The organism is Niallia circulans (assembly GCF_007273535.1).
GTDB classification, from domain to species: Bacteria; Bacillota; Bacilli; order Bacillales; family Cytobacillaceae; genus Niallia; species Niallia circulans_B.
Map to the genome: position 1 here is coordinate 1,024,350 of NZ_RIBP01000001.1, position 26,033 is coordinate 1,050,382.

21 protein-coding genes and 1 pseudogene are annotated in these 26,033 nt (G+C 36.4%); 6 read left to right on the plus strand and 16 right to left on the minus strand.

All coding sequences use genetic code 11. The features are described from left to right. Positions 1-88: 88 nt before the first annotated feature. The 3 genes from CEQ21_RS05900 to CEQ21_RS05910 all read right to left on the minus strand — a co-directional run bounded on the left by CEQ21_RS05900 (position 89) and on the right by CEQ21_RS05910 (position 4,228). A complete protein-coding gene (locus tag CEQ21_RS05900; protein ID WP_185763685.1) occupies positions 89-1,198 on the minus strand; it encodes a GerAB/ArcD/ProY family transporter in 1,110 nt (369 codons plus the stop codon). A 251-nt stretch (positions 1,199-1,449) separates the two neighbouring features. Beyond that, a complete protein-coding gene (locus CEQ21_RS05905) occupies positions 1,450-2,628 on the minus strand; it encodes a Ger(x)C family spore germination protein (RefSeq protein WP_185763686.1) in 1,179 nt (392 codons plus the stop codon). Between the two features lie 46 nt (positions 2,629-2,674). Further along, on the minus strand, positions 2,675-4,228 hold the full coding sequence (locus CEQ21_RS05910; protein WP_185763687.1) for a spore germination protein: 1,554 nt from the start codon (positions 4,226-4,228) through the stop codon (positions 2,675-2,677). A 635-nt stretch (positions 4,229-4,863) separates the two neighbouring features. Here CEQ21_RS05910 and CEQ21_RS05915 point away from each other — a divergent pair. The 3 genes from CEQ21_RS05915 (at position 4,864) to CEQ21_RS05925 (ending at position 7,887) form a co-directional block, all read left to right on the plus strand. Further along, complete coding sequence (locus CEQ21_RS05915; protein ID WP_185763688.1) at positions 4,864-5,400, plus strand: sigma-70 family RNA polymerase sigma factor; 537 nt, start codon at positions 4,864-4,866, stop codon at positions 5,398-5,400. After that, on the plus strand, positions 5,381-6,775 hold the full coding sequence (locus tag CEQ21_RS05920; RefSeq protein WP_185763689.1) for a DUF4179 domain-containing protein: 1,395 nt from the start codon (positions 5,381-5,383) through the stop codon (positions 6,773-6,775). The genes CEQ21_RS05915 and CEQ21_RS05920 overlap by 20 nt, the downstream gene beginning before the upstream one ends. 488 nt (positions 6,776-7,263) lie before the next feature. Beyond that, a complete protein-coding gene (locus CEQ21_RS05925; protein WP_185763690.1) occupies positions 7,264-7,887 on the plus strand; it encodes a DUF1796 family putative cysteine peptidase in 624 nt (207 codons plus the stop codon). A gap of 572 nt (positions 7,888-8,459) precedes the next feature. On the opposite strand, the pseudogene CEQ21_RS05930 reads toward CEQ21_RS05925, so the two are convergent. Further along, positions 8,460-8,662: pseudogene (locus CEQ21_RS05930) on the minus strand (GNAT family N-acetyltransferase); the annotation flags it as partial. 337 nt (positions 8,663-8,999) lie between these two features. After that, on the minus strand, positions 9,000-9,518 hold the full coding sequence (locus tag CEQ21_RS05935; protein ID WP_185763691.1) for an NUDIX hydrolase: 519 nt from the start codon (positions 9,516-9,518) through the stop codon (positions 9,000-9,002). 796 nt (positions 9,519-10,314) lie between these two features. Here CEQ21_RS05935 and CEQ21_RS05940 point away from each other — a divergent pair. The 3 genes from CEQ21_RS05940 (at position 10,315) to CEQ21_RS05950 (ending at position 13,171) form a co-directional block, all read left to right on the plus strand. Continuing rightward, positions 10,315-11,346: a Delta(5) desaturase DesA gene (locus CEQ21_RS05940; protein ID WP_185764108.1), complete on the plus strand. Its 1,032-nt coding sequence runs from the start codon at positions 10,315-10,317 to the stop codon at positions 11,344-11,346. Between the two features lie 95 nt (positions 11,347-11,441). Then, complete coding sequence (locus CEQ21_RS05945; RefSeq protein WP_185763692.1) at positions 11,442-12,575, plus strand: sensor histidine kinase; 1,134 nt, start codon at positions 11,442-11,444, stop codon at positions 12,573-12,575. Next, complete coding sequence (locus tag CEQ21_RS05950) at positions 12,572-13,171, plus strand: response regulator transcription factor (protein ID WP_185763693.1); 600 nt, start codon at positions 12,572-12,574, stop codon at positions 13,169-13,171. The genes CEQ21_RS05945 and CEQ21_RS05950 overlap by 4 nt, the downstream gene beginning before the upstream one ends. A 59-nt stretch (positions 13,172-13,230) precedes the next feature. Here CEQ21_RS05950 and rbsB read toward each other — a convergent pair whose 3' ends face one another. From rbsB to CEQ21_RS06005, 11 genes are all read right to left on the minus strand, one after another. After that, positions 13,231-14,148 (minus strand): ribose ABC transporter substrate-binding protein RbsB, encoded by a 918-nt coding sequence (gene rbsB, locus CEQ21_RS05955; RefSeq protein ID WP_185763694.1) that lies wholly within the window; start codon positions 14,146-14,148, stop codon positions 13,231-13,233. A 17-nt stretch (positions 14,149-14,165) separates the two neighbouring features. Next, positions 14,166-15,089, minus strand: coding sequence for a ribose ABC transporter permease RbsC (rbsC, locus tag CEQ21_RS05960; RefSeq protein WP_185764109.1), 924 nt, complete (start codon positions 15,087-15,089; stop codon positions 14,166-14,168). 43 nt (positions 15,090-15,132) lie between these two features. Then, positions 15,133-16,614 (minus strand): sugar ABC transporter ATP-binding protein, encoded by a 1,482-nt coding sequence (locus CEQ21_RS05965; RefSeq protein WP_185763695.1) that lies wholly within the window; start codon positions 16,612-16,614, stop codon positions 15,133-15,135. Positions 16,615-16,628: 14 nt separating this feature from the next. Then, complete coding sequence (gene rbsD / locus CEQ21_RS05970) at positions 16,629-17,027, minus strand: D-ribose pyranase (RefSeq protein WP_185763696.1); 399 nt, start codon at positions 17,025-17,027, stop codon at positions 16,629-16,631. 2 nt (positions 17,028-17,029) lie between these two features. Next, complete coding sequence (gene rbsK, locus CEQ21_RS05975) at positions 17,030-17,908, minus strand: ribokinase (RefSeq protein WP_185763697.1); 879 nt, start codon at positions 17,906-17,908, stop codon at positions 17,030-17,032. Then, positions 17,901-18,887, minus strand: coding sequence for a LacI family DNA-binding transcriptional regulator (locus tag CEQ21_RS05980; RefSeq protein ID WP_185763698.1), 987 nt, complete (start codon positions 18,885-18,887; stop codon positions 17,901-17,903). Before CEQ21_RS05980 ends, rbsK begins: the two co-directional genes overlap by 8 nt. A 552-nt stretch (positions 18,888-19,439) precedes the next feature. Continuing rightward, positions 19,440-20,219 (minus strand): uroporphyrinogen-III C-methyltransferase, encoded by a 780-nt coding sequence (gene cobA, locus CEQ21_RS05985; RefSeq protein ID WP_185764110.1) that lies wholly within the window; start codon positions 20,217-20,219, stop codon positions 19,440-19,442. A 26-nt stretch (positions 20,220-20,245) separates the two neighbouring features. Further along, complete coding sequence (locus CEQ21_RS05990) at positions 20,246-21,085, minus strand: formate/nitrite transporter family protein (protein WP_185763699.1); 840 nt, start codon at positions 21,083-21,085, stop codon at positions 20,246-20,248. Between the two features lie 21 nt (positions 21,086-21,106). Then, entirely contained in the window at positions 21,107-21,424 is a 318-nt protein-coding gene (gene nirD / locus CEQ21_RS05995; RefSeq protein ID WP_185763700.1) for a nitrite reductase small subunit NirD, read from the minus strand. 19 nt (positions 21,425-21,443) lie between these two features. Beyond that, entirely contained in the window at positions 21,444-23,855 is a 2,412-nt protein-coding gene (gene nirB, locus CEQ21_RS06000) for a nitrite reductase large subunit NirB (protein ID WP_185763701.1), read from the minus strand. Between the two features lie 886 nt (positions 23,856-24,741). Continuing rightward, entirely contained in the window at positions 24,742-26,025 is a 1,284-nt protein-coding gene (locus tag CEQ21_RS06005; RefSeq protein WP_185763702.1) for an SLC13 family permease, read from the minus strand. Positions 26,026-26,033: the final 8 nt, after the last annotated feature.

Below are 26,033 nucleotides of genomic sequence, written 5' to 3' on the forward strand. Positions count from 1 at the left end.
AATTTATGGATTCTTGTTCAATTAACCTCCCTCAATAAACAAACATTTATCTCTTAAATACTCAGTTCATATTTTTTGAATTCAGCTATTACTGCATTCTATAATTGTTATATTTCTTTTTAATCATCCCGATTGTCAATAATAAGATAGGGAGTAAAAAACAAACAGTGAGTGAAAATAAAGGGTACGTTTTATTCAAAAAGTAGTTAAAAAAGACAATATCTTGATAAAAGAATATGGAACAGGAAAAAATCAGTAAAGCCAGAGGGTATAAAAGGATTTTGTTACTTCTCAATTTTAACAATTGGGCCAATCCAAGTGAAATTCCGTAAAAACAAATAGTTAATTTAAAGTACATAGTAATAATCCAAATAAAAGCCATTATGGCTTCAACTCTAAAGATAACATCTCCAACACTAATTTTTTTGCCTAAAGTATAGGTTGGATATACTTGAATCCTAGTGGTGTACGTATCTAGAACTAAAAGACAAAAGAAGATAGTCAATACTAATATCAGGCCTCCTACTAGCATCCCTCGATAGTAGAATCTCATCATTTTTGACTTGTCCTTCACGTATGGCATTAGCATAAGAAATATAATAAGTTGCAAATATGGTAGCGAAATATGATGATATACTCCATTGATTACAGGTTTAACTCCTTCACCTAAAATTGGCTTTAAGTTATCAAAATGCACATCAGGTAAAAGAAATAAAAATAATATCAAAAGTAAAAAAACGATCCATGGAAAAAATATTAAGGCAGATCGACAAATCACTTCTATCCCTAACCTTACACCAATTAAACTTGTAAGTATAAATACAGCCATTATCATCTGAATAGGAGTTTCATTAAGTAACTCCGTACTCATAAAATCACCTATTTCTCTTAGAGAAGCAGTAGATAATTCAAAAAAATAAAAAAGGAACAGGAGAGAGAACATTTTCCCTAATACATTTCCATATACTTTTTCGTTACATTGTATATATGTAAGTCGTGGAAAAAGCTGATGAATTTTATTGTAAATAAAAATAAAAAATAAACTTATAATGGTAGTAACAACAGAAGAAATCCATGCGTCCTGTTTCGCAGCAGATGCTAAGCTCGATGGTATAATTAATATAGAACTACCTACTGTAAATAAAACGACCAGTAATAAAAACTCTCCTGCATTGATTCTTCCTTTTTCAACCACCATGCCACATCCTTTCTAAGAGAGAATATTCTCCATGACATTAGCTATAGGTCTATATAATGTTATAATCCAACTTAACGGAGAAGGGATTGTCATATTTTTTGAAAGTAGGATACATAGCATAAGACCAGTTGATACCAATAAAAAGACTATGAAAACCTCATACCATTTTCTTTGTTCTAAATAGTGCCTTACCTCCCAGAAAAAGAATAAATAACCGCCACATATCATAACAATAATCTTTATCATTTACCTCATTCTCCCTCATCATCTAAAATGGCACCGATGCGACGAATGTTAGCTTTAACGGTTACTTTCACATCTAAATCCGCAAATTCCTTCTGCCAATTTCCTTTTACTTCTTTCCATATGTTAGGTTGGTTTTGATGTATAACTTCGCCAAATCCAAATATATCGCTTTGATAAGTTTCTTGCATATTTATTATGACATTTTCCACTTTCTCTTTAATTACCTTTTCATAATCGTCCGTTATTTTATCTAAATTCTTTTTACTAGAAAGGTTCATATTGCATTCCACATCGCCTAGTACTCCGTTTGTGAATATATTTACTTGTATTAGTGGTTTTCCATTTCGAGCTAGCGCTTTAAGATTTGTAGTTGAATTAATCGTTTCTATACTAATTTCCGCATCCTTACATGGTACGTTTATTATTAAATTAGAGATATTATCTTGTGTGTAATTAAACCCTATACTTTCTTCTTCATTTAACCAGCCCAACAACTTATCCGTTCTTAATACTCCTATAGAATCAACCGTTATGCCTGATTTTGGTATAATACTTTGTACACTGGTAAGATCTCCACTCGTTTTTGGATCTCCATAAAAATGTATACCTGTCAACACAGGTTCTTTTCCTATTTTGTGTATATCAGTAATTAATCCATCTATCATTACTGCTTTTGTAATGCCTAATGACTTTTCGGTATTTTTTATCGTTTTATTAATCTTCTCACCCGGTACTATTTCCATAGGGGACTGTACGTTAAGTAGTTCTTTAGCTGTTGATCCTTTTGCAATTGCTATTAAAAAGTCCGAACGCATGTCATGATCTCTTGTTAGAAAGTCTAGTGCTTTTCCTATTCCTTCTTTAGCCATATCTTCCCCAAAAATTATCGTACGAATATGTGCTACATAAATCTTTCTAGGTGCATCCATAGAAAGTTTACGTAGTGTTTCAAAAATAGTTTTCCCTTCTTTTGTAATTAAACTCACCTCCGAACGGCCAGATTTCCTCTCTCCAGCTAATTCACCAGGATTAATGATTTGAACAGAAACTTGATATCCATTATCTGTCTTATCAATGCCTATTGCAGATGCAATGGCAATTTCATTTAATTCACTATTACTCCAACATCCAGTTAATAATATGGTCATTAAGCTCAACAAACAAAGTAGAAAAATTTTCTTCACAGTTTATACTCCTCATTGATTTCATATCATACTTTGTTTTCCATTTCTATTTTTTTCTTTTTGTTGTTTCTAAAAACCATTTGGGTAATCGAACGATACTATCTTTCTGAGCTTTTAATTTAAATGGTGCTAACGGAGTTAAATACGGCTCTCCAAATGAGCGTATACTACTTAGGTGAAGCACTAATAAAAGTAAGCCGATAATTATTCCAAATAATCCTAATAGATTAGCGATAAACATAAACATAAAACGAAGTATTCTAACTGACGCAGCCATACTGTAGGAGGGAGAAACGAAATTACATATGGCTGTTAAAGAAACAATGATTACCATTGCTGCAGAAACGAAACCGGCTTCCACTGCAGCTTGTCCAATAACTAATGCACCAACAATGGATATAGCAGTACCTATAGACCTTGGCATTCTGATACTTGCCTCTCTCAATATTTCAAAAGTTAATTCCATTAAAATAGCCTCGAATAGAGTAGAAAGAGGAACACCCTCCCTTTGAGCACTTAAATTAATTAGCAAGGAGGTTGGTAGCATTTCCTGATGAAAGGTAGTAATAGCTATAAATAATGATGGTGTTAGTAAGGATAAAAAGAATGCGAGAAACCTAATTAAACGTACAACTGTAGCGATATCTGCTCTTTGATAATAATCTTCACTAGTTTGAAAAAAGTTAATTAACAGGGCTGGTACTAAAAGCACAAAAGGACTTCCGTCAACTAAAATCGCTATTTTCCCTTGTAAAATTCCAGCGGCAACTGTATCAGGTCTTTCTGTATCATAGACCGTGGGGAAGGTTGTTATTTTACCATCTTGGATATATTCCTCTATATTACCGCTGTCTAAAATAATATCTGTATCAATGTCTTTTAGCCGTTCTCTTACCTCATCTACAGTCTTTTTATCAGCCACATCTTGAAGAAACATGATTGAAACATCCGTCTGCGTTCTTGCCCCAATCTGTTTTGTTTCTAACCAAAGATTTGGGTCTTTTATTCTTCTTCGTATTAAAGCAGTATTTGTACGCAATGTTTCTGTAAAACCATCTCTAGGTCCTCTAACTACCGTTTGAGATTCAGGTTCCTGAATACTTCTTACAGCCCACTCTCTTGAACTTAATGAAATTCCTTCTGTAATTCCATCAATTAATAAGATTGTGTCTCCAGATAATACATGAAGAAATAATTTGTTAAAATTATTTACTTCTGTTATTTCTGCTACAGGGAGTGTATTTGTTTTTATAACATCCATCAAACGGTGATGTAAGGAATTTAGGTCAAAATCAACTTGTCGGATATTTATCATTAAAGTTTCCAAGACGAATTCATTTATTAATTGTTTATCAGATAAACCATCTGTATAAATAATCCCTAGATTTATTTCAGACTTTTCACCAATCTTAAATTCCTTAATCATAATATCTGTACTATTGCCCATGATTTTTTTTATCATATCAAAGTTCGTTTTTAAACTAGCAAACAAAGGAAGGTCCTCTTTATTGAAAAAATCGGTGTTTTTCAATAAACTTTGGTGATTCTTTTTCTTACTGTCTCTTCCTTTCTTTGATGAGAAAAATTTTAATAACTCCAAGTTGTCTCACCACCTCTGTTGTTGTTTAATATTTTCATCCAAAAACATTTTTCTATACGATTAATTTTTCAAATTAAATGGGAGGTATTAGGAAAATAACTAATTCAAAAAATCTAATTTAATAAATGCACAGTGATATCAGAATTTTTTCTAAAAAGTTAGATAAAAACCAAGGTATCAGTGAAACTTCAATACTTTAAAATGGCAAACAAGTAAAAAAAACAGCAATGCTGTTTTTTTCGAATTAGTTACAGTTTTTATTGTATAAATTTAATTCTTCTAGTGTAATTAAAAAAATCTTTCCTTTGTTTCTCTGATTATTCCCTCAACAGAATTTTTTTGGTAACTTTGTGAAAAAATTCACTTAAACTATTCTGCCACTTTTGTATCCTAACCTATGTTCTAATTTATTACAGCAATGCTGCCATATTTAGTTCCAATATTGCCGAAAAGGAAATTCCCACTAAAACTGCAAAACCTATGCTTGTCTTTTTTCTTGAATTAACCCAAAATGTTATTGCCATGATAATCGTGAAAGTTAACCCGAAAAGTAATCATTCATTTTAACAAATAATAATTGTATATTGAAACTTTTTTCTGTTCCTTTGACTCTAATACTATGAAGGGAGGTTATTATGAACGAATTTAATCTTATTGAACAAGCGAAAAAAGGAGATCGAAAAGCGTTTGAACAAATATTTACTGCGCAAAACAAGCAGCTTTATCATACAGCTTATTCATATGTACATAATCGTGAAGATACCCTAGATATTATTCAAGAAACAGCGTGTATTGCTTATCTGTCGATTAATAAGCTTCGCAAAAATGAATATTTTGGTACTTGGTTAACACGAATCTTAATCAATGAAGCTTATAAAGTATTGCGTAAGAAAAAACCTAACCTAGTGGATCTAAAGGATAGAGAAATGGATAGTATCGCTACTTTTTCCGATTTTGGTGATAATCGAATGATGATTGAGGTTGGTTTGAAAGGTATGAAAGAAAACTATCAAACGGTTATTAGATTATATTATTTCCGCGATTATTCTATTAATGAAATTGCAGACATTATGCGTCGACCGGAAAGTACGGTGAAAACATATTTACGAAGAGCAAAACAAAAGTTACGTAAAAATTTAGAGGAGGTTAGTCATGAAGGATTCTCGATTTGAGAATATGAGTGAAAATATTGAAGTTCCTATAGAGGAAATAAATCAAGCGATTCAAACAGGGATTCTTTCTGCTGAACAAATAAAACAAAAACGGAAACAGAAAAAACGGATTACTTGGGTGGCTATCCCACTTCTCGCAGCAAGTCTATTATTCTCAGTTGTCTCTTTTCCAAATCAAATAAGTCATGCACTAGCTAATTCACCAGAGCTAAATAGTGCCTATCGCTATTTTTATGATACAGTAGGGCGTAAATTAATTATGCAAAAAGCAGTAACGGAATTAAACCAAACGGCTGAATCAAACGGGATTAAAGTCAAATTAACTAGTGTTTATTATGATGGTGTCGAAATTGGCATTACAGGGACGATGGATGGGGAGTTAAAATATAATAAAGGCGAAGAAGACGAATATAGTTTGGATTATAATTTTTTTCATGGTAAAGGTGATTCAGACCCCTGGTTAAGCAATGCACAATCACAGTTTTCTAACACTAGTAAAACACATGCAGATTTCTTAATTACATTAGATAATCCACGAGGAGAGTTAGCCAAAGATTTTACTTTACCAATTAATATTCGTGCGGCTAACGTAACGCTAGGTACATGGAAGTTTGATGTACCTGTCAAACAACTGCCAATCACGAAATTAAATGTTTACGAGACCATTCATTATCCAGAGTACGGTGTTTATATTAACGTCAAAGACTTTGTTCAAGGCAAGTATAATACAAGCTATTCAATGAGCATTACGCAAGATAATCCTGATTTTGAAGTGAATGTAGGAGAGTATTCCATATTAGGGAAGGAACGTAATGATTACAGCCAGACTATTCAATCAAAGGAAAAGCGTAATGGCAACGAGGTTAAGGAAATAAGTACGAATAAATTGGCCGCTTCTACTAGTGGTACAAAATCGATTACGTTTTATCCAACGGTTACAAAAACAGAAAATACACCGAGGGCCATTTTATTGGAAAGAGGTGTTACATTAGCAACTTCACTTTCTTCTTCCAAAGTTAAAATTTTAAAAGCTGAAGAAACAGAAGAAGAATTAATTTTAACTGTTCAGAATTTGAATACACCAAAAGATATAAGTTTTGGTGAATTAGAAAGTTACATGAAATATGGGTTTGAAATTTCTACAATTAATAGTAATGACGGACAAGAAGTATTTATGAACTCCACTGAGATTATTAATGGCCCAAATAGTAAAGCGGAACTCATGGATAAAAAGCAAAGTATTTTTAAGGTCACGCTACCGAAGGTGAATGTTAGAACGACGGTATTAGACGGGAAACATTATCTTTATTATGATTTTGGGTTATATGCAGAAACAGTAGCATTAAAACCATTTACAGTTGATTTAACGAAATAAAAAGCGAAGTATAAATGTGCTAAATCCTTCTTAAGTATTATCAAAGAAGCAAGTAGATCCCAGCTCCATTCCATGATAATCCTGAGCTCTACCAACATGATAATGTTTAGCTATATCAATACCAATAACTACGGTTTTAACTGTAGTTGAGCTATTTTATGATTTTGGTTATAATTCATATTGAGACCTCCGTGTAGATATTTTGTCCCTTTTAGCTGGCCAGCTCAGGACACATTTATCTTATCAAGAGGTCTTTTTTCTTTCAAATCCCATTTTCACTTATTATAGGAATGCTGCCACGTTTCTTCCCTAACTAACAATAACATGTCAGTCATTATAACAAAATAAAGCACGAACATTCCAGCAACCATATACTAATGAAGCATGCCCTTTTTTACCAAATTGAACATACGTCCATGCCCCTTTTGAATAACAAACATCTACTATACAAAGATGTTTGTTTATATTTTAATTAAGGGGAAGACAATATGAAATTAGACGAAATTAAAGGTTCATATAATGCTATATTTAGCCTGGGTGAGAATTGTATTCCTGCTTTAAAATTAAGAAAGTATAACCTAAGACAAATGGCAGGTCCTTTTGATTGGGTAGGAACGCCAAAGCTAAAAAATGTAAACGCTTTAATAAATACTAACTTCGCTGATTTTTTAAACGAAAGTAATTTGGTCATCCCACAGTACGCTTCTACTGAGGATGTCCTAGTTGTGGATTCCGTAAATTACGTATCCTTTAATCACGATTTTAAAACAGATGTTAATACATTAACGGATCTTCCCAGCTTACCTCAGGTACAAGAAAAGTATTCCAATCGTATCAATCGGTTTATGACTACACTTACTACCTCACAACGTTTATTATTTATTAGAACGAACGCTTCCATAACAGACATAGTGGAGTTAGAAAGAATACTCTCTCAAAAAGGTAAAAATGAATTTTCTATCCTTGTTGTCAACCACACCTCTGTGAAGGAATTAATAGAAGTAGATTGGAATATAAGTAATGTATGCTCTATTGAACTGCCTAATGAGGAAATATGGGAAGGAAATAATGATTGGTGGGAGTTTATTTTTCAAGAAATATCCCTTTATTAAATATATTTTTACATGCTGAAAATTTTTTTCTAGGCTAACATATTTTTCATTCTTTCTCCCACATACCTATAATATAAACTCTTCAGCTAAGGTGTACTTTAATTGTACACCTTAGCTATTAAGTAAAAGACCCTTCTAGTAAGAAGGGTAGAAAAGTAAATAATATAAAAGGGGAAGTTACATAAATATAATATGCTAGTACAAATAATTGGTACGGGCTATTAGTTTTGAGTAATTATAAGCATAAAAAAAGAAGACATCTCCATAAATTGTCTTCGTTAAAACCTATCTTATTGGGACAGGTGATATTATGTCTAAATATCATATTCGTGTTACTTACTTTTGTTACAGGGCGTTTATAGCTCGTTGCTTTACAAACACTTATAAGAACCTGTAATAGAAAAATAAAATAGGCGTACCTTATAAATAACCATTAACTTTATTGAACTATTTTGCCCCGTTTCTCCCATAGGAGGTTTTCCATTTATTACAGGAATACTTCCATTACAGTACAAAAACATTAAAAAACATTAAAAAACTATTCTACTAGACCTAATTCATAACCATTTCTTTCATCGTTGGGCTGTATAATTATCTGGTGCTGTACTTAGACTTTTTGCACCTGTTTCAATGACAAACTGTTTCGCTTTATGTAAAATAGTTCACCTACGCCTTGTTTTCTTGCTGGTGCATCAACATATAAGTCGTTTAATATCCACGTTCGTTTCATGGAAATCGTCGAAAATGTGGGATAAAGTTGCGTAAACCCAAGGTAGTTTGCAAAATCCAAAGACTTTTGCATGGGAGCAACCTGTAGTAGTAGAATTCCAGCGATTAGCAGGCCAATATAGTTATCTAGTTAAGAGTTTTTGGAGAACCGACTACATTATTGAAATTCTCTTCTGCTGTGGAATATAAATTATATATTAGAGATAACAGTAATCGAAACATTTCTCAATGATTTTCCATATTTAGTGGAATAAAGTGTTACAACGTTGATGTATACAGCAGTAGCCTCTACTACAGTAAGAAAAGCCACTAACATTCACAATGTTAGTGGCTTCTTACTACGTTCACCCTTTTTTGTATGTAAATTATTGCATAAGTTTCATTTAAAGACGAATAGACCCATATTGCTGTCGCCCCTCAAACAGAAACGCAATGATGCTCTCATAATAAGGGATAAATTTTCTTTGTTCGATTAGCTTTAAGATTTCTTCTTTAGTGGCCCATTTTGCTGCTTGTACCTCTTCAGCCTGTAACGTCAATTCATTTAGATCAATGTCATATTCTATTAAATAATAATCATCAAAGCCCCGTTCAAAGTTAATAGTAAGGTGTGGACGAAGCTTGTCAAAGTTATAATGAATTCCCAACTCCTCGAATAGCTCTCTTGAAGCAGCCTGATGACTTGTATCGCCTGCGATGGCACTCCCGCCACAAGTGATATCCCAAAGATTCGGCCATCCTTCCTTAAAGGGCTGACGCTGTTGAATGAGCATTTCTCCTTTTGAGTTAAAAATACAGACGTGTACTACTAAATGAAACTCGTCTGGTGCCATTTCATCTCCACGCATTATTTGTTTTTCGATTTTATTACGATCCTTATCGTATAAATCCCACTTTTCCATAGTAATGCTCCTTATATAATTTTTTGTAACAAAATTCCCAGTGTACTTTAACAATTATTTATATTAATAAAGTTTACAATATATATAAGATAAAGTAGATAAAATGCTTTCAAATTCATATGTTTTTATAACGAAGACAGTACTCCTTATTCCCACAATAAACATTTAACTCATAAGTCGCAATAAGTGTGCTAACAACCTTTCCTTGACAGCCCTACCTCTTTTTTTCTGGTCACCACAAAAAAAATCTAAAAATCACAACCAAGATTACAGATTCGATAACGTTTTCGAGCCAGTTAAACGTTCCTGTAGCTGAATAATCGGTATTCTTTTTAACAATAACCACTAGTAATAGACTTATCATTAAAAACCATCTTCTAAGTAACTCCATGATATCACCACTATTTTTTTATTCTTTCTGCTGTTTAAGAGCTATTCTTTATTATAAAAAAGATAATGGCATAGGACAGGTTAATCCTTTAATGTCACAAAATAATTGGTTGTGCTAATGTGAAAGTTCAATAGATTTCAGTAGTGGAGCACCAATAATTAGTCCTTATTAAAAACAGATCAAGTTGAACGTAAAATCACGTCCCTTTTATTAAGCAAGCAAGGATAGACATATAGTTGAATCTGACGAGTTTGCTTGCAATTCTGTTAGCGCTTTAGTGGCCATCTCATAAGAAAAAGCCCCCTATATGACAAATGTCATATAGCGACCATGACATGTATGTCTGCAAATATGTTAGGGCTATATTTATAATGTAGATATCGATAAATAGAAGGGAAGCTAATGATGAATATAAAAAACTTAAAACAATTGAGAACTGCTGTAGCCCCCTTTGAGAAGTCCACTTTAAAAACAAGTGTCTGGCAGCTTGTCAATACTATCCTGCCCTTTGTATTGCTCTGGATTGCGGCCTACAAAAGCTTAACTATTTCTTATTTTTTAACACTTGTGTTCACTATAGCTGCAGCAGGATTTTTGGTCAGAATTTTTATTATTTTTCATGATTGCTGTCACAATTCTTTCTTTAAAAACCGGAAGGCGAATAAGGTTTTAGGTACTATTACAGGAATCCTGACATTATTCCCATACAACAAATGGCAACATAGCCATTCTATTCACCATGCAACAAGCAGCAACCTGGATAAACGCGGCGTCGGCGATTTATGGATGATGACGATTGACGAGTATGAGAATGCCTCTATGTTTGTAAAGCTACAATATCGCTTGTACCGCAATCCGTTCATTATGTTTATTTTAGGTCCGATTTACGAATTCCTTTTGGCTAATCGCTTTAATCGTAAAGGAGCTAGATGGAATGAAAGGCTAAATACGTACGCAACTAACATTGCCCTAGTATTATTGGTAATATTGCTTGGAAGTACACTTGGCTGGTCCTCTTTCTTGCTTGTACAGCTGCCGATTTTTCTTATTTCTGGCTCTGTTGGAGTTTGGTTGTTTTATGTGCAGCATACTTTTGAGGATACGTATTTCGAGGAAGATGAAAATTGGGACTATGTTAAGGCTGCTGTTGAAGGAAGCTCCTATTATCACCTGCCGAAATGGATGCAATGGCTGACAGGTAATATTGGCTACCACCATGTTCATCATTTAAGTCCAAGAGTTCCTAATTATAATTTAGAGCAGGTTCATAATGAGACGGAACCTTTGCGGAATGTACCAACTGTAACACTGGTAAGCAGTCTCCGTTCTTTGAAGTTCCGATTGTGGGACGAAAAAGACAAAAAGTTTATTAGCTTCTATGAATGGAAAAAACAAAAGAAATCACTTAAATTGTCTGCCGGATCAGGGATGCAATAACATAAACCAATTTAGCAGCAATTATGCCATTAATTGCTGCTAAATTATGTTAAACTGAACAGATGACAGCCAATAAATAATGAGGTTTGAAACTGATGATCAAAAAATTAGAGGTACTAAAAAAGAGCACCGGCATTTCTCCTTATATATGGACATTACTTACTATTTTGCCCTTTTATTTTATATTTCACGCCTCTTCAGCGGTTGATGTGATTGCCGGTATTATCCTTACAATTTTATTTTTTCTGTTTTATAGATTAGCCTATCTTTCAAAAGGCTGGACGATATATTTATGGCCCTCCCTTTTAATCGGGATATCCACCTTTGCCATTTATGCATACAGCTATGTATATTTTTCTTTTTTTCTGTCGTACTTTATCGGTAATATAAAAAAACAAATTCCCTATTTTGTCCTTTACTTTATTCACTTGGCGGTTACAACTTTCGCCATTTACTACAAAGTCATAATTGGCGATGCCTTGCTGTTAAAGCAGCTTCCGTTTGTGCTTATTATTTGGTTTGGCGTTATTTTATTGCCATTGACCATTCATAACCGCAAAGAGAGAGGCCAGCTGCAGGAAAAGCTGGAGGATGCGAATAAGCGCATATCCAATTTAGTTAAACTAGAGGAAAGACAGCGAATTGCCAGAGACCTTCATGATACACTTGGCCAAAAGCTCTCCCTTATCGGCTTAAAAAGTGATTTAGCAAGAAAATTAGTTTACAAGGACCCTGAACAAGCCCGCTTGGAGCTTAAGGATATTCAGCATACTTCAAGAACAGCATTAAATGAAGTCCGAAAAATGGTCTCTGAAATGCGTGGCATTAAATTGAGAGACGAGCTTCTCCTCGTCAAAAAAGTATTAGAAGCGGCTGAAATAACCTTGGTTAGCGATATTGCTTCCAATCTTAAAATGTCATCGATTGCAGAAAACATTATAAGCATGTGCTTAAAAGAGGCTGTTACAAATGTAGTTCGCCATAGCAATGCCACCTCTTGTTATATAAGCATCAGCCAAAATAAAAAAGAAACAATCATGGAAATTAAAGATAATGGAACAAGCCCTTTTAAGGAAGAGGATACTCATAATGGAAACGGATTAACTGGCATGCGAGAACGTTTGGATTTTATAAACGGTACTTTAGAGATTTCCGTGAATGAGGGAACAATATTAACAATCGTAATTCCACATGATGGGAAATTAATCGAAAGGGAGGAGTTATTATGATCCGGATTGTCATTGCCGAAGACCAGCGCCTGCTTTTAGGTGCTTTAGGTTCCTTACTTGATTTAGAAGATGATATTACAGTTGTCGGCAAAGCAAATAATGGTGAAGAAGCAATCCAGCTTGTTAAGGAAAAAAATCCTGATATTTGTATCATGGATATAGAAATGCCTGCCAAGACTGGCTTGGAAGCAGCGGAAGAACTCATGAATCATCCTTGCAAAGTCATTATCTTAACTACCTTTGCCAGATCAGGCTATTTCCAGCGTGCTTTAAAGTCTGGCGTATCGGCATATTTGCTTAAGGATAGTCCAAGCGATGATTTGGCAAAAAGCATCCGCAGTGTGATGGAAGGAAAAAGAATATACGCACCAGAGTTGGTTGATGATGTATATAAAGAAGAAAATCCCCTAACAGAGCGGGAAAAAGAAGTGCTTATGCTAGTTGCAGATGGAAAAAATACTAAAGAGATTGCTCAAGAGCTATCAATTAAAACAGGGACGGTACGCAACTATATCAGTATGATTCTCGATAAATTAGAAGTGAAAAATCGCATAGAAGCCATCACAAGATTTAAGGAAAAAGGATGGTTTAAATAAAAAAGGACTGAATCCAGTCCTTTTTTTGTCTTTACGCTACTTAAGCCATTCGCTGCTAATTAATCTTTTGTAACTAGTTTTAGCGGTGCAGCAATGTTTTCCTCGACCTTTTTACCTTGTAAAACGTCTCTTGCAGCATTTACTGCAAGCTTACCAATCAGTTCTGGCTGCTGAGCAACTGTCGCTTCCAAGTCTCCTTCTTTAATAGCATTCAGGGCGTCGTCATTTCCATCAAATCCAATGACCGCAACATCCTTCCCAGAGCTGTTAATTGCTTCAATAGCACCTAATGCCATTTCATCATTATGAGCAAATACTGCTTTAACATCAGGGTTTGCTTGCAGCAGGTTTTCCATGACAGTTAAGCCTTTTGTCCGGTCAAAATCAGCTGCTTGCTTAGCAATGATATTCAATTGCTTGTCCGCTATGTTATGAAATCCTTGACCTCTTTCCCGTGTTGCTGATGCCCCTGGCACCCCTTCTAATTCAATAACCTCTGCTTTTTCTCCTAACTTTTCAAGCAGATAATTTGCTGCCATTTCTCCACCCTTAATGTTATCGGAGGCTACTAATGCTTCTACCTTCCCTTTATCTGCTGAGCGATCTAATGTAACTACAGGTATACCGATATTATTTGCTGATTGAACAGCAGTTGAAATAGAAGCCGAATCGGTTGGATTAATAAGCAATGCATCTACCCCTTGCTGAATTAAATCCTCAACATCATTCACCTGTTTTGCCGAATCATTTTGTGCATCAACGATAATAACTTCCATCCCTAAGCTTTCCGCTTCTTTAACGACTCCATCTTTTAATGAAACGAAAAATGGGTTGTTTAATGTCGAAACCGATAAACCAATTTTTATATCCTTTAGATTCTCCTTTTTAGCTGGTTTCGCCCATGAAGGCGGTTGCATAGAACAAGCACTTAGGAGTAAAAGTGTTAGTGTTAAACATATAACAATTAATTTTTTCATGATAATCTCTCCCTATACTACTTTTTACGATCAAGTAATACTGCAATTAATATAACAATCCCCTTAACTACCATTTGATAGAAGGATGATACGCCAAGCAAATTCAAGCCGTTATTTAACGTACCGATAATTAACGCACCAATGAGTGTCCCAAAAATGCGTCCTTTGCCTCCTGATAGGCTTGTCCCTCCTAACACAACCGCTGCAATCGCATCAAGTTCATAGGAAGTACCGGCTGTTGGCTGTGCTGAATTCAAACGAGATGTCAAAATCGCTCCTGCCAAAGCTGCAAGCATACCGGAAAGACTATAAATCATGATTTTTACTTTTGGTACTTTAATTCCTGAGATTAAAGCTGCCTTTTCATTGCCACCAATCGCATATGTTTTGCGACCAAATGGAGTTTTGTGCAAAAGAATGAATAAGAATACAAATGCTAGGATCATTGTTATAGCTGGTACAGGTATGCCAAGAAAATATCCACGACCAAATAACTGAAACAGATAATTATCTCCAAGACCAGTTATCGGGTTTCCGCCAGTATAAACAAGGGTTAAGCCTCTGAAGATCGTCATTGTTGCTAGTGTCGCAATAAATGGTGCCATTTTTCCGATAGTAATAAATAATCCATTGACCATTCCCATTACTGCCCCAAGAATACAGCCAACTAAAATGGCAACAATCGGGTCTACGCCAGCTACCATCATTCCTGCTGTCAACGCACTTGATAATGCAAGGATGGCTCCGACAGATAAATCAATTCCTCCAGTCAAAATAACAAAGGTCATTCCAAAAGCTATCAGTGCATTAATGGCAACCTGCCGTAATAAATTTAATAGATTCAAAGGTTCAAGGAAACTAGGATTCAAGATGGACACAATCACAACTAATAAAAATAGCCCAAGTAATGGTCCTAACTTTTGAGTAATAGCATTCATCATATTCGTCTTGCTCGGTTGTGTTACTGTATTAAGGGGATTCATATTATTGACCTCCTGTTGCCAATGTCATAATTTTTTCTTGGGTCGCATTCTCTTTCAATAATTCTCCATTTACTTTTCCTTCATGGACGACGAGGATTCGATCACTCATGCCAAGAATTTCAGGTAATTCGGAAGATACCATGATAATAGCAACACCACGCTCCGTTAACTCATTCATTAGCTGATAAATCTCTCTTTTCGCACCAACATCAACTCCTCTTGTTGGTTCGTCTAAAATGAGCAGCTTTGGTCCTATTCCTACCCACTTGGCAATGACAACTTTTTGCTGATTTCCGCCTGAGAGTCTGCCAACAGCGATATCCTTGGATTCTGTTTTGACTGTTAAGCGTTTAATCAGCATATTAACAAAGTCTGTCTCACTTTTTTCACGGATAATTCCTTTTGGAGCAAAGCTTGCAAGAGTTGGCAATACAATATTATCTTTTATAGAGAAATCAAGAATTAACCCTTCATCCTTGCGATCCTCTGTAATGAAGCCGATACCTAACTTAACAGCCTGAACTGGCGTCTTAATCTGCACTTTCTTGCCATTAATCCATATTTCACCACTATCACTTGAATCAAGACCAAAGATCGTCCTCATAATTTCGGTTCGCCCTGCACCCATCAAGCCTGAAACCCCAACGATTTCTCCAGCACAAACGGAGAAGTTGATGTTCTCAAAAGAGTCTTTTTTTGTTAATCCCTTTACTTGAAGAACCGTTTCACCCAAACTATGATTTCTAGTCGGAAAGCGGTCTGTTAATTCTCTCCCAACCATTTTTCTAACAACCTCATCAAAATTGGTTGCAGGAATGGCCTTCGTATCAACGGTTTTTCCATCACGCATAACGGTAATCCTGTCACAGATAGCGAAAATCTCCTCCATTCGATGTGAAATATAGACGATGGATACGCCTTCCTTTTTCAAAGAAGTAATCACATCAAACAGTTTACTGATTTCCCTTTCGGTTAGTGCAGCAGTTGGTTCATCCATAATAATCACTTTTGCTTCTGTCATTAATGCCTTCGCAATTTCAATCATTTGCTGTTCCCCAACAGAACAGCTACCCGCCTCTTTATCCAAAGGAATGGATACGGATAATCGCTCAAATTGCTTTTTTGCTAACGCTTTCATTTCGGTGGTTTTTAACAGCCCAAAGGAATTCTTACGTTCCTTGCCAATAAATAAGTTATCAAGAACAGTCATATCAGGCCAAATATTTAATTCCTGATGGATAAAGGTTACGCCGCTTTGCTCAGCTTCTTTTGGATTTCTAAAATAGGTTTCCTTTCCATCAATGGTAATTTTGCCGTTATCTCGCGCATGCAATCCTGTAAGAACATTCATCATTGTTGATTTTCCTGCACCATTTTCCCCCATTAGCGCATGTACTTCCCCATCCACCAAATCAAAATCAACACCAGTTAAAACTTGATTGGTTCCGAACGCTTTATGGATGTTTTCCATTGTAATTCGCATCGTTTTCACCTCATTTAATTAAAAAATACTCCTGATTGTAAAATACAATTTGCGTATGGTGTAATCTCACCTGTACGAATGACTGCTTTAGCTTGCTTCGTTAATTGTTTAAACTCCTCGTGGGAAACGTTTTCAATTCCCTTATCGGCGAATTTATCCTTTATGTAGCTAGCATGTTCAGGGTTGCCTGCTTCTATTTCAGATGCAATGATCACTTTTTCGATAACCATATCCTCTTCCACGGCATTCACAACATCTATAAATGAAGGAATGCCGCCTTTAATTGCTAAATCAATCTTTTTAACATCAGCTGGAATTGGTAAACCAGCGTCTGCGATTACTATATAATCTGTATGACCGAGATCAGCTAAAATCTTCGCAATGTGACTATTTAAAATGCCAGAACGTTTCATATTTATAAACTCCCTTCTACTTCTTCTCTTGTTGGCATCCCGCCTTGTGCACCGAATTTTGTTACAGACAAAGAGGCAGCCCGATTAGCAAAACGAATGCTATCTTCCATGCTTTTACCTTCAGCAACCGCAACTGCAAATGCTGCATTAAAGGTATCTCCTGCACCAGTTGTATCAACTGCTTCAACAGAATACGCTGGAATAAGTCTTTCCTTTTCACCATCATAATAACGAACTCCGTTTTGACCTTCTGTAACTAATAATTTATTAGGAAACTCTTTAAATACTTCAGCGATATTCTTGTCTTTAAAAAGAATTGCCGCCTCTGATTCATTTGGTGTCAGATAAGCAGCCCTTTCAATGACTTCTTTACTTATAGGTCTTGCAGGCGCTGGGTTAAGTAATAAGGGCACATCATTTGCAAAACAAATTTCTGCCACATATTCGACTGTTTCCTCTGGAATTTCCTGCTGAATAAGGACAATATCGGACGCAATAATTGTATTAAGTGCTCTTTCAACTAAATCAGGTGTGACATAATCATTAGCACCTTTTACGACAATAATGCTGTTATCACCCTCTGCTAAAGTAATATGTGCTGTGCCTGTTTCTGTATGTGTAACCCGTTCCACATAGGTTGTATCAACACCATTATCAGCCAAATTGGTTATGATTTTCTCCCCAAACTCGTCGACTCCAACACATCCAATCATATTTACTTCTGCACCGAGCCTTGCAGCTGCAACAGCCTGGTTAGCTCCTTTTCCACCAGGAACTGTCTTAAAGCTTTCTCCAATAATCGTTTCCCCTTGATGTGGTCGTTTTGCTGCAGTTACAACTAAATCGATAGAAGAACTGCCAATAGTCGTGATTTTAATCATTTTTCTCCACCTTTCTTGTCGTTTGCCTTTCTATAAAGGTTACAGGCAATTCAATATTCTTTAGTGCTAACGGCTTGTTATTTATAATGTTCATTAATAGTTTGGCAGCTTCCCTCCCCATATCATAGGCAGGCTGTCTTATAGTTGAAAGGGATGGAAACAGCAGCTTGCTAAGCGGAATATCATCATATCCTATAATTTGCAAATCTTCTGGAATAGATCTTCCGATGCGCAGTGCCTCATGTAATATCGCTGCCGCACTTAGATCATTGCTGGCAATTATTCCATCTGTTTCAGGAAACTTCTCAAATAAGTTTTTAGCCATTTTTTCGGCATCATAAAAGCTAAACGATGATGTAATCACTTGAAAGTCCACATTAGCAGCACACAACTCATCAACTGCACCCTTGAATCTGTCTTGTGCAGTCCTTAATTCAATCGGACCTCTTAGTAATGCGATTCGTTTACTGCCTCTTCTGACCATTTCTTGTGCTGCTTTTTTTCCTCCATCCACTCCATCTGCATAAACAGAAGGATAACTTCCTGTTATGCGATCAAGTAAAACGACAGGGAAAGAAAGATTTTCGTAAAGGTTCGTTTCAGCCTGATTAGTTGCTGAAATAATTCCGATTACATTATTTTGTTTAAAAGTTTGTATGTAATCTATTTCTTTTTCTAATTTCTCATCAGCATTGCCAATAATTAAGTGGAGTCCTTGCTCCTGCATTTCATCCTCTACCCCACGAGCTAGCTCAGGAAAGAAGGGATTACGAATATCGGGGAGCAATAACCCTATTAATCTTGATTTTTTTTTATATAAAGATCTTGCTACTTCATTTGGTTTATAATTTAATTCTTTTATTGCGTCGTTAACGAGCTTCCTCGTATCTTCATGTGCATAGCCTTTGTTGTTTAATACTCGTGAAACGGTTGCCACAGATACTCCGGCTCTTTTGGCAACATCCCGTATTGTAGCCATGAACTCACCTCTTTTGTGTAACCGGTTACACACATAGTAACCTATTATTTTTTGGTGCGCAAGATATATAATTTGATAATCTGCCGAGGTTTCTTAGAATTACTAAAAGAGGCTGAGACAAAGTATTCAAGTCTAAATCAAAGACCGAACTAATTAATCGTTTATTGATTAATATTTAATTTTTTGTGGTTTTCCGTTTAAAACAATCATTTTTAATCTTAGTGGAATGAAGAGGAGGCCACTCGACTCCTGCGGGAAATAGGGGAAAGGCTGATACCCCGCAGGCGAGACGTGGAGGCTAAAGCTTCCTCCCCGCGGAAAGCGAGTGGGTGTAGCGTAATGAAACGAACCATTTTTAAAGGAATACTCTATTGATAATTCCATGCCTCATTATTTCAAAGTTAGATAAAAGTATAATTGTTTGTCTTCAGGAAGGGGTATTTTTGTTTTGTCCCAGCCTCTTTTGTATATTTTTCGATAAAAAACATACCAATCACTCTTAATAAGTGTTTTCCGTAATTACCACTCCCATAATCAAAACTTTACATTTAGTTAGCTTCCTGAAACAAGTTCCAACGTGACTTGTTTGTTCGCTGCTTGAAGTTCCTCTATTCTGTGTCTAAAGCTAACAACTTCACCAACAACAATCATTGCCGGGTTTTTTATTCTCGTCTTTTGAGCGATACTAACAATTGTTCCAATTGTACCTGTTACTGTTTTTTGTCCTGATGTTGTACCTTCTTGAATGATGGCGACTGGTGTATCCTCCCGCTTACCATGCTTCACTAATTGGTCACATATATACGGCAAATTTCCAACTCCCATATAGATAGCTAATGTATCCACCCCATTAATAAGACTTTCCCACTTAATATCTGCTGGTTCTCCGTTTTTGCAATGACCGGTAATGATTGCAAATGAGTTACCAAGCTCCCTATGTGTGATGGGAATTCCGGCATAAGCTGGGGCCGCAATTCCAGCTGTTATACCCGGTACGATTTCATAAGGAATATTATTCCTTACCAATTCCTCAATCTCTTCCGCCCCTCTGCCGAACACAAAAGGGTCCCCACCTTTAAGTCTAGTAACCACTTTTCCTGAGCGAGCAGATTGCACTAACAGCTGGTTAATCATTTCTTGTGGCATTGTATGATAGTTTGGCTGTTTGCCACAATAAATGAATTCTGCACCAGATTTTGCTTCCTGCAGTAATTCTCTGTTGACTAACCGGTCATATACAATAACATCTGCCTGCTGTATACATTTCAAACCTTTAATTGTAAGTAAGTCAGGATTACCCGGGCCTGCTCCAACTATATAAACTTTCCCCATCATCATGCCTCCCTTTAAATCATCTGTTAAGTTTCAGCAATATATTCTTCCTGTTCTGAAACTACCATGCTAGTTTTCTTTTTCACTTTATGATGAGTAAAGTATAATGCTAGACCTGTGAATACAACTCCACTTACCATATTGCCGAATAGTACAGGGAGCTGATTCCATAGCCACCAATCTGCTACCGAAACATCTGCACCTAACATCATCCCTGCCGGAATGACAAACATATTTACGACAGCATGTTCAAACCCTTGAGCAAAGAAGATTAAAATCGGCAACCACATTGCAGCAATTTTTCCAATTGTACTTGTCGATGTCATCGCCATGACTGCCCCTAATGTTACCATCCAATTACATAGCAATGCTTTTACAAAAACGACGATTAAACCATCGCTTCCGAGGTTTGCATACATAAGAGTTTTTGCTTCTGCAACTGCAATAATTTTTGTGGCGATTGCATTGTCAGGCACATGACTTAACTGTGTTATTGCGATAACATAAAGTAAAGCATACAGTCCTGCACCTAATAAATGACCAATTATGACCCAAAACCAGTTCGAAAGCATTTGAAAAATGGATACCCTTTTTTCTAAAACCGCTAACGGGATGAGCGCAAAGCTGCCTGTTACTAATTCAAGTCCGAGCAGGATGATTAGTACAAAACAAGCCGGAAATAATATTGCTCCAAAAATCCCCATGCCTGTTTGAATTTCAGCTGTGAATGCCAATGTCGTCCCGAATCCAAGAAGGGCTCCTGCAAGCCCACCTCGTATTAACATATCTATAACAGATAATTTCGCTTTTGCTTCACCTGCCTCAATCATGCCCTGCACTACTTGATCTGTCTTTACGAATGACATGGTATTCCTCCTTTTGTAAAATCAGATAACAATGTATACAAGGTTTTCTTCCACTTCCACTTTATATGCTTTCACACAACCATGATCTGGTGCTTGAACCTGGCCGTCACACACATTGATTTTCCAGTCATGCATCGGGCAAAAAACATGTTCTCCGCTTACCATTCCTTCCGCAAGGACCCCGCCCTTATGGGGACATCGATTCTTTATTGCACGGACCTTCCCATTTGCCAGCTTAAATAACGCAATTTCTTCCTTCCCAACAAAAGCCGTTTTCCCGAGGCGTTCTGGCAAATCCGAATATTTACCGATTAAGACTCTTCCTAGTGTATTTTCCATAACTACTCCCCCCTACCTATTATTTAGAAGCTACTGGAACATGAACTGTTTCATAAAGTCTTTTTACTAAATTTTCATCCTTAAGTGTTTCACTCCATGGTTCTTGAACGGTTGCTAACGTTATATCCATCCGTTTATTCAGTTCAGCGCGGAAGTCTTTATCATCAAGTTTTTCCTTTACATGATCAATTCCAAGACGGCCAACCCAGACAGATGTTCTTTCTAAATAATTCGCTGTTTCTCGGTAGTACTGTAAAAAGGCCCCAGTCCATTCAAGTACCTCAGCTTTTGTTTTAACCTTAACGAATAAATCCCCTTCCCTAAGGTCTGTCCCTGCATTACCTCCTACATACAGCTCCCAAACTCCATCTAAACCAACAACTCCAACGTCCTTAATTCCGCTTTCAGCACAGTTTCTTGGACAAGCTGATACAGCCATTTTTATTTTATGCGGCCCATTCAACCCTTCAAATTTCTTCTCTAACTCGATGCCCATTCCAACTGAGTCTTGTGTGCCAAAACGACAGAAGTCAGCACCAACACAGGTTTTAACTGTACGTAATCCTTTAGCATAACCATGTCCTGATGGCATTCCAAGCTCTGCCCAAATACTTGGTAAGTCCTGCTTTTGAACACCAAGTAAATTAATTCGTTGTCCCCCCGTTAATTTAATCATTTTCACCTTATATTTATCTGCTACATTAGCAATCTTTCTAAGGTCATCGGCATTTGTAACACCACCATACATTCTTGGAATCACACTAAAGGTACCGTTATTTTGAATATTGGCATGCAATCTTTCATTAACAAAACGAGATTCTCGTTCGTCCTTATATTCTGTTGGGTTCAGCATTCCTAAATAATAATTTAATGCTGGTCTGCATTTAGAGCATCCTTCATCGTTGTTCCAGCCCAACACATTCATAACTTCCCTTGTATGTGTTAGCTGCTTTTCCTTAATTTCATGAACAACTTCATCCCTAGTTAACGTGGTACAAGCACAAATGGATTCCTTTTGCTCTTCACTATATTTATCACCCAGTGTAAATTCCAAAATATCAGCAACTAATGACTTACATGAACCACATGAACGTGAGGCATTCGTACAGCCCTTCACTTGTTCAACTGTTGTTAGTCCCTTATTATTTATTGCCGAGACAATACTTCCCTTCGTTACGCCATTACATCCACATACGACTTCATCATCGGTCATTTGGGCTACTAGGCTAGCTCCTGAGTCTTCGGTCTGAGGGGATTCCATATATTCATCTATACTTGCACCATTCTTAATTAAATGTAATAATCGGTTGCCTTCCTTGGTGTTTCCAAATAGGACTGCTCCAGTTATTTTCCCTTGCTCGACAATTATCTTTTTATAGATGCCATGCCAATCATTTACCATTTTTATTGCTTTAGTATTCTCATCCTCTTTGATTTTCCCGGTAGAGAAGACATCTACACCAGACACCTTTAATTGTGAGGAAAGAACCGACCCTTTGTAGCCCTCATCGAATATATTGCAAATACGTTTCGCTAACGCTTCGCCCTGTTGATACAGTGGTGCAACTAAGCCGTATACCATTCCCCTGTGCTCAGCACATTCACCGACTGCAAATATATTAGGAATTCCTGTTTCCATAAAATCATTTACGACAATACCTCGATTAACAGGAATGCCAGATTGTTTAGCCAGGTCCATATTTGGCTTTATCCCGACTGCCATAACAACTAAGTCTGCGTCAATTTTTTCCCCGCCTTTAAAACGCAAGCCTGTCACTTGTTTTTTCCCAAGAATTTCAGTTGTCTGTTTATTTAATAAAAAATTCATGCCTTGATTTTCTAACTCTGTTTGTAACAGTTTACCTGCCTCTCTATCTAATTGACGGTCCATAATATAATCATTAATGTGAATAACATCTACCTGCATTCCAAGATTAAGCAACCCACGAGCCGCTTCAAGTCCAAGAAGGCCTCCACCTATAACTGCTGCTTTCTTATGCTTTTTTGAGTACTGCAGCATTGTTTCACAATCTTTAATATCACGAAATGCAGTTACACCTTGTTTATCTGAACCAGGTAACGGCAGCATAAACGGATTAGAACCTGTTGCGACAATTAACTTATCATAAGGTTCTTCGCGGTCCTTATCTGTATAAACAACCTGTTTTTTTGTATCAATATTAATAACACTTTCGCCTGGATATAAGCGAATATTATTGTTTTCATACCAATTCCAATCATTCAATGTAATATCTGCAACTGTAGTATCTCCTTGCAATACCTTTGATAATTGGATCCTGTTATAATTTGGATGTGGTTCACTTCCAAAAACAGTAATTTCAAATCCATCAGGCTCAAGCTTCAATATCTCTTCTATTGTTCTAATTCCGGCCATTCCATTTCCAATCAAGATTAACTTTCGTTTTAACATAACTGGCAGCCCCCTCAAACTTTCCGATTATTCCGATAATAATCTTGTGCCTAGTTTACTTGGCTGCCTATAAGTCCTGCAAGCAACTTGTTAGATTTCCTCACATATTCTTTTTGCTGTATTTCCGTGGTAAAGTGTTACTACTATATAGCTTTAATTTAAAATTATTTAATAATATCAAGGATGTAAACGATACCATACTTTTGCCAACTCAATTTCTTCATGGACAAAAACACATCTAAAGACCTGTAAAAGTTTTTAACATAGTAACCAAAAATATATGGTGTTTTCATTCAACTAAGATCTGACCAATATGGAACAAGATCATCATTCTTTAAAAAAACTGGCCCGCTCCATATTTGGATTGGAGTCGTTGCGAACAACCACCTTTAATGTGAGTGGGTGGGATTCAAACGTATTATTTTTCGCACCAGGAACCACTTTAGAGTTACATTTCGAAATTAATTCAAATAAAAAACCTCATTTAGATTTAGTACAGAATCCGTACCGTATCAAAATGAGGTTTTTTATAATGAAATAATGAGTTGTCTCTATTATCGCTAATCATCAGTTGAATCCGCTTTCAAAATATATGTAACTCTCTTGATGTCACATAATTATTAACAGCACGGCTACAAACATACTCTGATGCGTATTCGACTTTAATAATTATACTTTGCCCACTAATAAGTGCGACTTCTCTCACTATTTCCAGCTGTTTGAATAAACTACTTGGTGGAAGAAGGATTTCTCCCTGATCAGGAATCAAAATAAGTGTCGGTATTAAAAACAAAGAACAATTTTCTTAGAGTAGCTCTATTTCAAGTTCCTTTAGAAAAATCTGTATCTTGGACCAATTCATCCAACTGTTCCTTCTATCACTTTATCAGTTTACAGGGAACATAATAATAGCACCTACACATAGTGCAAAAATACGGATTAGGTACATAGGTACTGTAAATAACCAGAACTGTGGTAGCTTATATTTACCCATCCCTAAAATCATGGCAGGCATACCATCGACTGGCATGTATCCGCCGTTCCAGCCAGAGATTACGACTGCAATTGCGGCAGCAGCAGGATTAAGTCCTAAACTAATGCTTGTTGCAATAGCGATTGGCGCAAAGATATAAACAGCACCCATATTGGAACCAGTAAAAGTAGCACAGGTACTAGTTAGAAGTGCAAAGATAAAGATAAGAATAAATGGGTGGATATCAGTACCCAATGATTTCGCTACAAAATCTCCAATCATAGCTGTAAATCCAGAGTTTGCCAGAGCGTCAGCAACACCGATAACACCAGCCATCATAAGGATCACAGGTGCACCCATATTATCTCGAACTTCCTTGAAGTCGAGTACATTGATTATTAGTAAGAATGCTCCTGCAAGTCCCGGGATTACATAGGCAGCATTGTCCAATACGTTCATAAGCATCATACCAACCACACTGACAATAAATGCAGCGATGGTGCAGTATTCTTTCCATTTAGGCATAGTCACAATCTCAGTCGTAACCGCCACTTCATCATATTCAGAATGTTCTGTAATCGAATGATCTGGTAGAAGACGATAAGCAACCAAACTCCATACCAAGAAACCAAGAGCCAAGATAAAATTCACTACAGCAAATTTTGACATTGATAGCCCGCCGGTATAACCAGCTGTTTCTAGTACACTGACAGTAACTCCATATAAAAGTGCTACATTGAAAGGAATCAGTGGATGATTAGTAGCGAATCCCAAAGGCATCATCAGTTTGGATGTAGGCATTTTTTTGTTGTAAGGGATTGTAGATATCAACGACAGAATTAGTACATAGTAACCAGTAGAACCAGTACCCGCTAAACTGGCACCAAGCATAACTACCACAAGTAAAAAAGCATAACTCTTATAGCCGCCCTTATTCACCAAAGCAAGCATAGATGACTGCACCCTACCTATCAAACTAGTCTTCATTAGTCCTGCCATAACAACCATAAAGCCAGCGACCATTATCACGCTTGGGTTCACGAAGCCTGCGAAAGCTTCCTGAACTGTAGACAGACCTGTGACTACTAGCAGAAGGGAGGCCAGGAGTGGTGGTGCGCCGAAGGCAAATTTGTCTGACATAATCATTACAATCATCAGGATCAAGATACCAAGGGCAAGAATCATTTCCGTTGTCATTTTTGTTT